Below are 12,044 nucleotides of genomic sequence, written 5' to 3'. Positions count from 1 at the left end.
CTAGTATAGCCCCTCAAGCTGATTCGTGCACATGAATCTTTAGCTTGCTCCACGCCACTCGTGGCGTGGAGGTTACGCGCAGCGCTGAGCGGGTTGGCCGGGGCGGGTGGCCGCGTAGCGGCCGGGCGCTCCGATTTGCGCGCGCCCTGGGCGCGCGCCTGCGGGGCCGCTGGGTGTGGTTGGGCGGGTGGTGGATTGGGTGTGCAGAGGGGCCGGGTGGCGCGTTCTCATCCGTGCCAACTTTGTTGGCACGGGCCTCGGAGGTCCAGGGGCACGGGTGCCCCTGGCGGAGTGTGAGGCAGAGCCTCACCCCACCCGCAAACAGCCAGGGGAAGGGTAACGCGTGGCGTGGGCAGTGCGAATTGTTGCCAAGTTTCTTGTCGGGGTCGTGTGCGTGCAAAGCCCCCTAGTTAGTAGCACCGCAAAAAAGAGCGGCGCAGTGATGTAAGGAGAATTTTCGTGGACGAAAACATGGACGCTAACGCGATGACAAGCAGCGCTGGATGCGCGAGTAAAGAGGTGGAGGCGTTGCGTGCGGCCGAGCAAGAACGCTTCACCAAGCGCCTTGGGGCAGGTGTGCGTTTGCAAGAAATAGCGGCGCGCTTGCGCGTGCTTGAGGGTGAGTATCGGGGTGCGTGGACGCAGGCTTTGAAGTCCGGGTGGAGTGAGCGCGAATTAAAAAACTATGGGCTAACTGCGCCGGTTCAACCGCGTAAAAAGCCGCGCGCCAAACGCACGACTAGTGCGAGCGCAGACGCGCACAACGTGGAGCAAACAAGTAGCGAACAAGGTGGCGCGATGTAGTTCGTTGCGAAATGCACGGCGGGCGGGACCCCGTGCATGTGGGTGTCCCGCCCGTCTCGCGTTTTAGCAACGCGATAGTTACATGAGTGCGTTGCCGTGCTCGCGCGGATCGCTTGCTTCACGCGCGCTAAGAGTGCGTGCTGCGTTTACCGCTCGGCTCACCGCAGTGAAGATCGGAGCGGCCGCTTGGCGCTTATAGTTCGCCGCGCAATACGCCCGATACTCGGCCCGCACACTCGCCGCGTCGTCGGTCCATGCCGGGTCAATTTGGTGACAGTAGCGTGCGTCTTCCCTACTGCCTAACAAGAGTGCGCGCACCAGTTGTGCACTGCCACGTAGCTGTGCTTCGCGTGGTCGGTCTTCACGGTAAGCAGCGCTTGTTTCGGATCCGGGATACGCAAACAAGGACGCGCGAAAACGGCTCGGAAGGAGCGCATCCACCTCAGGATCAAGGAACACTATCGTTCCCGCGCTCTCATAGGTTGCGGTTTCAATACCCGGGGCAAGCACCTCCACGCGCTCGGGTGTTTCACCCCGGTAGATAGGTGGAACATACCGCACGTTCACGCTCTCCTCACTGGTGACGTCATCCGCGTCTGCGGTCTCAAGATCACGCGCCACGGGTTCGGTTTGTGCATCGACGTCGGCGCTCCACCCGGGCGCTACCTCGTCGAGATAGGCGGCGTCTTGGCGCGAGTCGAGGAGCAAGGCACGGGCGACTTGCCCGCTCCCCGCAATGTTGCCGGTGTGCTCAATATCCAGGTCTGGGTAGGCATACAAGGCGGGTTCGCCGGGTTCAGGGAAGATCCTATGATACGGAAAGCCGACTTGCTCGTTGCGTTCTTCGTCAAGGAAAGTAACGACGCTCTCACCGTACTTCGCAATGAATACACCGGGCGCGGCCTCAGTGAGCGCGCTGCGCTCGACACCGTCGTAGAGAGTAGGGATGCTCGGTCGTATCGTGGCCGCTGGCTGTTCGTCGTCTACATGATCGGCGACGTCGCCAGTCACCTCCACCGCATCGCTTAGCTCTCTTTGCTCGCTGTGGTTATCGGTGGCCGCTAGCGTTTTACTTTCCCCTTGGCCCTCGTCGAGTGGGGTGCGGTGGACGAGTGGCTGCGCCACCGTGCCCGGTGCGTGGGTGAGTGGGTCGGCCATGGCTTCCAGCTCGAGAAGGTCCGCGACAAACAGGTGTGTTTGCGCGTTGCTTGTTAGGCGCGTGAGGGCTTGGCCGTTTTGGTTGCCGGCAACAATCCCCAACACCTCCCAGGTGTATTCGCGTGACTCATATCTAGCGACGGCCGGGAGGGTTTTCCAATTCTCGATAGTGTCTATCGGGGTTGGTTTGGGTGGGAGGGGGATACGCGGCCAGCCGGCTAGCCCCTCGAAGAATCCCTCGTGTTCCTCATATTTAATGCCTTCCCGGAAACGCGCCTCTTGTTCGCGGTGGGCTTTGGTGTCTCCTTGGTCTTCGAGGGCAAGAGTGATTTCTTTCGAACGGGTACGCACGGCCGCGTACTCTGCCTCGTGTGGGAAGGCTTTGGTGGAGAGTTCTTGGGCGCTTTGGGCTTCTTCCCGTAGGAACTCGAGGTTTTCTTTTTCTTCCTCGAGACGCTGGGGAAGTCCAGCGACGAGGTTTTCTAGGCGTTGGATGAGACCACTTTGGCCGCGCTGCAAGATAGAGAGCGGGATACCGGCCCGTGGCCCATACCGCACTTCTTTCAGGTCCACGGGTGTGAAGATGATAGAGACATCGGAGACCGTGCCTAGGCGGCTGTCGGCCTCAACGCGGGCGATATCAAGTTCGATGCCACCGAGTTCTATTCTCACGCCCCGGGGCACGGAATACGTGCCGCCCGTGCGGCGTACGTTCTCGATGATGTAGGGCGATATGCGTGCGGAGACGGCCCGTGAGAGGGCCTGGGCGGCCGCGGTCCGCTCCGTAAAGGTGCCTAGGTCGATACGGATCGAGAACCGATCCCCGCTCGTATCACGTATGTAGCCCTGGAGGTGATCCAACGTGGCGATGGTTTTCTCGCTCGCCCGAATGCGCAGGTCGAGGGTGCGGGTGTCGTCGATGGCCCGGTTACGAGTCCTCTGCCAAGACGAGTGCAGGGCCTTGTATTTTTGCAGGGTTGCGTCCACTTCGCATTTCTCGAGCAGGAGCGGGTTTCCGGTAGCGATTGCTTTCGCACGCCCGGCCTCCATCTCCTCCGGCGAAACATCCTCGACAGAGCGCGTACCAGTCTTGTTGGTCATGATCTGCGCGATCGAGCGCGCCTTACGCTCATTCGTCTGCCACATATAGGCAGCAAACGAACCCGTCACCACATACCTATAATTGTAGACTTCCGGGTTTTCATTGCCTTGGCGGACCATACGTCCGTCGCGCTGGGTAATGTCGGTCGGCCGCCACGGCACGTCAAGATGGTGGGTGGCGATGCAGCGTTTTTGGACGTTCGTACCCGTGCCCATTTTTTGGGTTGAGCCAATCAAAACCGCAACCCTCCCCTCACGGCAATCCCGGAACAATTCTTCTTTTGCTGCATTATTGGGTGCTTCGTGGATGAACCGCACCGAGCCTTCCGGCAGACCCAGCTCATAGAGTTCGCTTCGGAGCGCATCGTAAGTATTCCACCCAGGCTTGGGTGTGTCGTAGTCGCAGAAGACCAGCTGCAACGCCCCCGGGATAGCGGATTCTTCACCATCGATGCCGCTATAGCGGTTGTCTTTAGTCTGTTCCCAGATCCGGTAGATGTTACGGGCGGCAACTTCGCTGACGGGGTGGTCGATAGGTTCGCGGCCGCGCAGCCGAAGGTCAAGCGCACCAAGCCTCCCGTCAGTACTCAAGGCGAGCATATTGTCGTTGCCGCTGCTCCCCGCGGCAATGCGATCAGCACGCCTCGCGATATCGTCCATGAAGGCTTTCATGTTTTCTCCGCCGTCGATGGAGACGATTTGCGGGGCGCGCTCACCATCCGCGTTTGGCGCAAGCAGGGGGATGTTGAGGGAGAGTTCGGCCGATGTTTTGACGTCGGCGGCGATACCCCACAGGCTCAGGAATTCGGGGAGGTTGTGGAAGCGTGAGATGCGGGTACGCATGCGGAATCCCCCGGAGGGTGAGATTTCAGCTTTGCGTTCCGAGCGGGTGAAGGTCGCCGCGAACGCGTCGAAAGGCTCGATACCGGCGTCTTTGAGCACGCTAGGTGCGAGGTATCGCATCATGGTATGTGCTTCGGCCAGGGAGTTGGAGATGGGGGTGGCAGTGGCGAGGGTGCAAATCCTCCCACCCGGATTCTTGGCTCTCAGATAGTGGAGTTTCATGTCCAAATCGGCCGTGTAGGCATTACCGTCGCCGGTACCGATACCCTCAAGTTTCGTGATGATTTTGAGGTTTTTGTAGCGGTGTGCTTCGTCGGCGATGATGTAGTCGATGCCGGTTTCCTCAAACGAGATACCGGGGTCGGTGGGGTGATCGAGTGCCTTTTTCAAGGTACCTTCCAGCGAGTTGATTTGGTTGGTCATTTCGTTGATTGTGGAGGAAGAATCGCTGGCCTTAATCGCTTCTTCCAGCTCATCAATGCGCGCCTCGATGTATTCTGCTTGGGTCTTATTTGAGCAGCCCAATGCCTTGAATTGCTCGTGGGTCATGACGACGGCATCCCAGTCGTTGGTGGCGACTTTCGCAACGAACTCGCGCCGCCCGCTTTTGGTCAGATCATCCGAGGTAGCGGTGAGCACACGCGCTGCGGGGTAGGTTTGCTGAAACTCCGAGGCAAACTGGTAAAGCACGTTCGCTGGCACCGTGATGACGGGTTTGTGGATGAGTCCGAGGCGCCTTAGTTCCATCGCCCCCATAATCATGGTCTTTGTCTTGCCTGCCCCGACCTGGTGGAATAGCCCGACGGATTCTTGGTAGATCATGCGTGCCACGCCAGAGCGTTGATGTGAATACGGGGTGATGTCTTTCGCCAGACCCGGGAGGGTGAGTTTTTCGCCCATGCCTGTGTAGTCGCGGGGCAGATATGAATTGAACATCTCGTTGTAGCGGGCCTCGAGCCGTGCGGCGCGCTCGCCGTCTGCCCAGGCCCATTCGGTGAAAGCGGTGGCCATATCGTCCATTTTCTGGGCGACGGAGGCGGTTTCGGCGCGGTCGATGAATTCTTCACCGTCAATGGTTTTAGATTTCACCGTGATAGGGGTGTGATTGAGAAGCGCCTCAAAAATCTGAGTGCCGCTACGGCGTTCCGTGTTCCATATGCGGCGGGCCTTTGCGGAAGGCTGGTAGCCGTCCTGGACGGCTTTCCAAGCACCGGTAACCGGGTTATAGCCAACCTGCCCGACGCGCTGTTGGTGCCACCCCATGACGACCTCGGAGTAGAAGGCGTGGTGGTCGGCTACGCTTATCCACGGCGCCCCCGGGCTGATCTCGATATCCGATAGGGCGAGTGGTTCGGGCATGACAGCCTTGAGAGCCGCGATATTCTCGCTCATGCGGGCATCGGTTTCGAGTGCGTCTTGGGCGGCCACCACCTTGGCGTGGATATTGCCCGACAGATAAGCGCTGCGCTCTACCAGCTCGCCAGTCTCTGGGTCGAAGAAGGTATGCTCGCGCAAGCCGGCCGTGACTTCCTCATCGGCCAAGCCGGTGAGATAGCCAATGTATTCGGTGTCGACTCGGCCTTTCTCAACCATGCAGATAGCCAAGCCGTCTTCGATAGTATCGGCACCCAGGGGTTTGAAGGTGATGCCGATTTGGCGGCGCTCAAGGATCCCGGCCGGGCGTGCCGTGCGGGCGTCTTTATCGAAAACTTCAATAGCCATGGTCAAGGCCGCGTCCGGGTCAGAGCGGAAGACCCGCACCGCAGGTACGTCAACCCAGGAGAGTTTTTCTTCCCCGGTTTTCCGGTCCGTATACCAACGCTCCCGCTGGGAGTTGAGTGGACCATACTTGGCCACATACGCTTCATATGCGGCTTTGAGGCGGTTGCGCGCTTGGGTGAGTGTGGGTGGGTTTTCCTGGGTTTGGGACTCAAACTCCACCAGCGCCCGCACTTGGTCACGCAAATCAAGCAACGTCGTGAGTTGAGCGGTAGCGTTTTTCGCAACCTTCACAGGCTTGTTACCACTTGCGGTGTAGCGCTCGAACCCAGCCTCGGTCTTGGTGATGCGGCCGAGCTTTTCCTGGTCGACCGGGCGCAACTCAATCTCACCCTCGTAAGCGTCTTGTCGTGGGGCGAATACAAGACCGGCCTCCCTTGCTTGGGAGGTGATTGTGGCGAGGGTGGTGGCAAGTTGCCCCTCCAGCGCATCTATATTCCCACTCACGCTAAGCGCCGGGCCGTATTGGTTGGTGGTTTCTTCCCACTCCCCCAAGACATGCTCCGCGTGGGTGTGGAAGTATTCATTCACAGGAAACTCACCCGCACCAATAGTGAGTGGGTGGGTGTATTCCCAATCGAAAGGCTGAGGTTCTTCGCCTTTTTCCCGCCGCCGGAAGATCAAGATGTCGGAGACGACATCAGTGCCGGCCATTGCCTCATGCGTGCCGGCCGGCAAACGGACAGCACCCACAAGGTCGGCCCTAGCGTAGAGTTCGCGCCGCACTCCCGGGTTCTTCGAGTCCATCGTGTAGCGCGACGTTAATACGGCGACGATGCCACCGGGCCGCACCTGCGCTAGCGCTTTACTCACAAAGTAGTTGTGGACGGTGTGGCCACCGGGGTTATAGACCGGGTCATACGGGCGGTAATTACCGAAGGGAACGTTCCCGATAGCCGCGTCGAAATAACCGCCTTCGTCAAGGTCAGTGTCCGTATAAGACTGTGCTCGTATGTCGGCGTTGGGGTAGAGCCTGGCGGCGATAGCGGCAGGGGTCGGGTCGATCTCAACACCCACCATCCGCACCGCTGCTGGCGCGGTGCCGATGAACATCCCAACACCGCAGCCGGGTTCCACCACCCGCGCGCCCTCTACCAGCCCGAGGTTGCTCAGCGCGCCCCACAAAGTGCGGGCGATGGTCGGGTTGGTGTAGTGGGCATTCGCTGTGGACTGTAACGCCCTCTTATAGGAGTCTTCGTCTATGAGGGCTTGTAAAGCTTCGCGTTCGTGCTTGTAAGTGTCGGTACGAGTATCGAAAAGCGTGGAGAGGCCTCCCCACCCGGAAAACCGCGCCAACACCTCCTGCTCGGAGCTACTCGGGGTGCGATCTTCTAGTTGGGTAAGGAGGCTTAGCGCGGCGAGGTTCGCTTCTATCCGGGCTTTCTCACCGCGCGGACTAGGCTGGTTGGTTAGTTGGTAAGCAGGCCGGCTTCTTTCAGCTCGACCGCCCAGGGTTGGGGATGGTAATACTCGGTTTTCAGGTAGAACGGTGCTTGTTCTATCAAGACTTTCTCCACCGCTTCCCAGCTCAGGATGAACGGGTCGAGGTCGTTCATCTCGTGTTGATTATTGAATGCGTCCTTGAGGTAGGCCAGGGTGAATGTCGCTTGGAGTTCTTTGGACTCGAAGCCCATCACCTCGTCGACTAGGCGGTTCAACCAATCGCGAGCCGCTTCCTCGACCCGCATCTCGGCCTGCTCGATCATTTCGGCTCTCATCTCGGCTATCGCTTCCGGGTCCTCCAGCTGATCCCCGCGTAGTGTCCAGTCCGACATATCCCAGTATTGAGTCATCCATTCGTTGGCGAGGATTGTCGGCAAGGGTTCGGGAAGGTCCTGACTCTTCCAAATCGCCAAGGATTCCTCCTCCTCGTAAGCGTCCATGATCGCTGCCCGCTCGTATGCTGCTTCCATCCGGGCTGTCGCTGCTGCCGTCTGCCGGGCCGCTACTTGATCGACCCAGTTCTCGCTGGCTGGCGGGTAGGCCGCTAAGAGCGCCTGCTCGAGCGTGTTCTGTGTCTCCAGCATCGCTTCGTTGACGTTCGCTTCCAGATTCTGGCGGGTTTCCTTGCCCATGAGAGTCTCCTTGAGGAGTAGTGGTTGTCGTGTTGAGGTAGAAGGTCAGGTCGAAGAGGGCTTCTTGCCCACTCGAAACAACTGTGCGTCGCACCATAGCTAAGTGTCTCCATCCTCCCGGGCGCTACCCGGGAATTGTTTTTTGGGGTCACTAGTTAGTGCGTGTGCAAAGCACACCGGCTTTTCCGTTTTAGGGGTTGCGGGCCGCGGCTGCAATGAGTGGCGTGAACATGAGGATGATCAGGATGGGGAACAGGATGGTCCACATAATCCCCCGCAAAATCCCGAAGAAGATGCCGTGCATGTAAATCTGGTAGCCGAATACAAGGAAAAAGAACACGAAGTACCATCCCCAGCTCGACCCGTACTGGTCGGGCATGGAGAAAGGCGCCATGATCGCGAACAATATTCCAGTAAACAGGAAGCCGGTGCGGTAGTGGCGCCGAATCCACGAAAACGTGCGCATGATTCGGCTCCTCGGGCGGGCTGGCTCTGGAATGTAGACGCTGGCGTCGTAGGTCGGGTACCCGTATGCCAGGTCTGGCGGTAGTGGCGGGTAGGTGTTGGTTGATTGGCTCATTTTTCTATTTCCCCTCTCCCCAAGGCTGGTTGTGATACTATACTACAATAGGCTTGTGGGGTTGCTCCTACCTGCTATTTCGTGGTTGCAATAGCTCCAACTCGCCATACTTCCCTGTCTTTGACAAGGCGGAAGTTGTAGAACGCCGTCGTGGGGTTTCCTTTCCAGCTGCTCTCGCTCGTCGGGGTGATGGTTACTTGGCGGTCGGCATAAGCGACATCGACGGCTGCGGCTGGTGGGGTTTGTCCCCACAGTGGCTCGACGGCAACGCTTGTGTATGCGTCGTTTGTTTTGAGGGTTTCCCAGGCCGCTCCCCCACGCACCTGTGCTTCTTCGCTGGGTTGGAGAGACTCAGTGAGATAGGGACTCGCACGCTTATAAGCGTCGAGCGGGCTGGTATCGGTTCGGGAGTCTTGGCATGAAAGCAAGAGCGCGACGGTGTCAGCGACGCTTTCCGCATCCGCCTCGTTGACGGTCGGTGCGTTTGTGAGGCAGCGTGGCATCATTGCGGCCGGCGACGCCGGAGCGGGCATGGTCGGTGCTGTGTCTGGTTCGGGGTGGGTGCAGCCAGCGGCCACCACAAGCACCAGCGTCGCAAATAAACCGATGGTTCTGTTTTGTGTTGTCATTATGGGATCCTTAGTGCTTGCGGGAACATGCGGTCGGAGGCTTCTCCCCACCCGAGTGGGTAGGTATTCACACCGTATCCTGGGGCTGCGTCAATAAATTCGCCATTACCGATATAGAGCGCGACATGCGTGATGTAATCAACATCGGGGTCGACGCTTGTTGATTGGAAAGCGAGGATGTCGCCGGGCTGGAGATGTACGACGTCGGCGGGCACATAAGTGCCACCAAACTGGGTGGCGCTGTAGAGTGCGTTTTCGCATTTACGCCGGGCCGGTGTCTCACCAGGGATAGACATGGGTAGGTCAATGCCGCGTCCGTTCTTATATGCGGCCCACACTAGCCCGCAGCAATCGAAACAATCGGGTCCCATGCTCCCGCACGCCCCGCTGCCTTCCCCGCGGTAGGGTTTGCCGCGTTGGGAGATAGCCCAAGCAACAACGCTTGCGTTTGAGCCACCCGCAGCGGCGGGTGCGTAGCGGGTCACCGCTAGATTCTTGATTTTCTCTACGTAGTTCATGGTTTCCGGGTAGGGCGGGATACCACCAAACGACTGGACAGCGCCCAGGCCGGCGTTGTATGCGGCCAGGGCGAGATCGACGGGATCACCTTTCGCATGGCCTCCTTCCACAAGGCCCCGCGCGCTGGCAAGGAGGTCACACATATAATGCCCCTGGCTCCAGATAGCATCTTGCGGGTTGTTGACATCGGCGACTCCGTCCCCGTCGCCATCTTTACCAGCGCCTGCCCAGGTGGTTGGCATGAATTGCGCGATACCAAGGGCACCCGCGCTAGATACCGCGCTCGGGTTCCAGGCTGATTCGGCTTCAATCTGCGCCGCAAGCAAAGCCGGGGTGATGCCTTCACAGATACCACCGGCGCGTGCGACCACGGCGGCGTATTCGGGTGGGATATTACTCGCAGCCCCAGTAAGGCTCGCGCTGCCTTTGCTATCGCCGCCCAGCAGGATAATCATGAGCGGGGCAAGCAAGGCAAGGAGTGCGGCTGCGCCTATATAGATAGTGCTTTTCACGAAAAGGCTCCTCTTAGTAGACGGTGATTGTCCCGGAATTCACAAGCCCGTCAGCGCTCACAGACCACGAATAGGTGCCAGGTTCCATAGTGATGCTGGCTTCGAAGGAGCCACTACCGGCGACGGTTTGGGATCCGAGTGATAGGGAGCGTCCGCCGACGGTCGCGTAGACCGAGACCGGGACCGCGCCGGTCGTGCTCACGTTCGCGCTGATGGTGACCGAACGCCCGCTAGAAGTAGCGCCGGCGGAGAGGTCGGTGACGAAGGCCGGCTCCGGGACCGGTGCCGGTTCAGGCGCGGGTACGGGCGCGGGCACTTCCTCTACTGGAGGCTGGTAGCCCGGTTGACGCTCTACTGGCTCTTCATGCCCGCCTTGAGGCGCGCTCCCGCCCTCGCTCACCGGGGGCGGCGGGGGTGCTGTATCTGCTGGCGGCGCTGGCACGGCTGGCGTTGCCGGCAAGGCTGGCGAAGGCGCTTCGGACGGAGTGCTCCGCGGGTGCGGCGTTGCCGTAACACTAGGCACGACTGGGGAAGGATCGGCCACATCGTCGGTGCTGGTTAGGAGGAGGTGTGCGAGGTATCCAGCCGCTAACGCCAAGACCAAAGCAACAATCGCAGCCAAGAATTTTAGGACACGGGAGCGTCTGTCGCCCTCCTTGTCATCACCGGAAGTAGCGTTTTCTTCCGCCGGTGGGGTGGTGGGTGGGCGCTGAACCACCGGCAAACTCACCGTGTCCGTTAGGCGTGCCGAGCGGAGTTGATTGCTCAAGCGCTGGTTTTCTGCCCGTAAGTCTTCAAGAATGCGGGTTTGCTCTGCTTCTCGCATTTTGGCTTTCTCGAGGGCAAGCTCAGCAGCCGTAAGCTCCGTGTGTAGATCCCGCACCTGACCAGCCACCGTGTTGCGTTCGCGCTTCAAGCGGTCTTTATCCGCCTCAAGCGTCTGTGCGTATTCGACGCGCTCGTCTAACACCTGACTGAGTCGGGTTTGTTCTTCACGGGCTTGTGCAAGCTCAAGACGCATAGCCTCAGCCTGTTCACCCTCTTGCGTACCTTCCTCTATCTCACGCCGAAGCGCTTCTAACTCTTGGCGTTCGGCTGCGTGCGCGTCTCGCTCTGTGGCCAGGTCTTGCTCGGCCTGTTGGAGGGCCGTGGTTTTCTCTACCAGTGCGGTTTGGGTTTGCTTGAGTTGGAAGAGAGCATCGCTCAATTTCTCACGGCCTTCTCCTTGTTGGGTTTCTAGCGCCTTTGCCCGGGTGGTCTCTTCTTCAAGCCGCCTCGAAAGTACCGATACCTGGACTTGGGCTTGCTCAAGCTGCCCCGCAAGACCACTGTTGGCGGTCTTGAGTTTCTCGTTTTCTTCTTTTGCTTGGGCTAGATCTTGCTGGCAGGCAGTGAGGGCTTCACGGGTCACCTCGGCATCGCCAAGCGATTGCTGTAAGGCTCGGTTTTGTTCTTCAAGTTCACCTACCCGCAGTTGTGCCGCGTCCAGTTCATTACGCGCCGCGGCTAGTTCGGTTTCTAGTGCCGAGCTAGCGGCCTGGGCCTGCTGTAAAGCAAGGTTATGTGCGGCTACTTGTTCTTCCCACACAGTGCGCTCGCTCGCATAGGCGGCTTGGAGGTCTGAGTATTCTTGACGGACCTGACGAACCTCTAACTCAAGGCCGTCGCGTTGTTCTTCGGCTTGTGTTGCTGCACGCTGAGCACTCTCAAGGCTGGCTTGCAGACCATCAAGCTGAGCAACTAAATAATCGCTCTCATGCTCGTCAATGGCGTGGGAGTTTCTAAGGGTTTCACACTCTGTCTCCAAAGCTCGCTTTTCTAGGAGCAGGCTGGCGTATTCCCGCTCAAGGAGACGCAAACGCCCATCTTCTAACGTGCCCACAGGGGCGGGCGGAGTGGCATCAGTAGTTTCCGAGTGTACTGGGACTTCTGACGACGATGCACCCTCCCCCATGGCCGCATCGGCCGGCGGTGCTGGCAGGGCTGGCACGGCTGGCAGGGCTGGCACGGCTGGCACGGCTGGCACGGCTGGCACGGCTGGCAC

Annotated in this window: 7 protein-coding genes; 1 reads left to right on the top strand and 6 read right to left on the bottom strand. The window is 59.4% G+C overall.

The features are described from left to right. The first annotated feature begins 459 nt into the window (after positions 1-459). Complete coding sequence (locus AC5RK6_RS06335) at positions 460-804, top strand: hypothetical protein (protein WP_284905823.1); 345 nt, start codon at positions 460-462, stop codon at positions 802-804. Between the two features lie 78 nt (positions 805-882). Here the strand turns inward: AC5RK6_RS06335 and AC5RK6_RS06330 are convergent, their stop codons facing one another. From AC5RK6_RS06330 to AC5RK6_RS06305, 6 genes are all read right to left on the bottom strand, one after another. After that, on the bottom strand, positions 883-6,981 hold the full coding sequence (locus AC5RK6_RS06330) for a helicase-like domain-containing protein (protein WP_284905822.1): 6,099 nt from the start codon (positions 6,979-6,981) through the stop codon (positions 883-885). Between the two features lie 113 nt (positions 6,982-7,094). After that, positions 7,095-7,760 carry a hypothetical protein gene (locus AC5RK6_RS06325; protein WP_435730997.1) on the bottom strand — a complete coding sequence of 222 codons (666 nt, stop codon included), beginning with the start codon at positions 7,758-7,760 and terminating at the stop codon, positions 7,095-7,097. Between the two features lie 190 nt (positions 7,761-7,950). After that, positions 7,951-8,226 (bottom strand): hypothetical protein, encoded by a 276-nt coding sequence (locus AC5RK6_RS06320; RefSeq protein WP_274733749.1) that lies wholly within the window; start codon positions 8,224-8,226, stop codon positions 7,951-7,953. Between the two features lie 188 nt (positions 8,227-8,414). After that, positions 8,415-8,969 carry a hypothetical protein gene (locus AC5RK6_RS06315; RefSeq protein WP_274733751.1) on the bottom strand — a complete coding sequence of 185 codons (555 nt, stop codon included), beginning with the start codon at positions 8,967-8,969 and terminating at the stop codon, positions 8,415-8,417. After that, positions 8,969-10,000, bottom strand: a complete 1,032-nt coding sequence (locus tag AC5RK6_RS06310; protein WP_284905819.1) for a transglycosylase SLT domain-containing protein — start codon at positions 9,998-10,000, stop codon at positions 8,969-8,971. Before AC5RK6_RS06310 ends, AC5RK6_RS06315 begins: the two co-directional genes overlap by 1 nt. 13 nt (positions 10,001-10,013) lie before the next feature. After that, positions 10,014-12,044: coiled-coil domain-containing protein (locus AC5RK6_RS06305; RefSeq protein ID WP_493926379.1), on the bottom strand; the 2,031-nt coding region annotated here is incomplete at its 5' end.

Source organism: Actinotignum sp. usb-actsch-213 (genome assembly GCF_059085665.1).
The sequence above is the reverse complement of the archived record's forward strand: the minus strand, read 5'-3'. Positions and strand labels throughout refer to the sequence as shown.

What these genes read in the sequence shown, in the direction of transcription:
- AC5RK6_RS06320 (WP_274733749.1), bottom strand. Translation starts at nt 8,226, where the DNA reads ATGCGCACGTTTTCGTGGATTCGGCGCCACTACCGCACCGGCTTCCTG.
- AC5RK6_RS06315 (WP_274733751.1), bottom strand. Translation starts at nt 8,969, where the DNA reads ATGACAACACAAAACAGAACCATCGGTTTATTTGCGACGCTGGTGCTT.
- AC5RK6_RS06325 (WP_435730997.1), bottom strand. Translation starts at nt 7,760, where the DNA reads ATGGGCAAGGAAACCCGCCAGAATCTGGAAGCGAACGTCAACGAAGCG.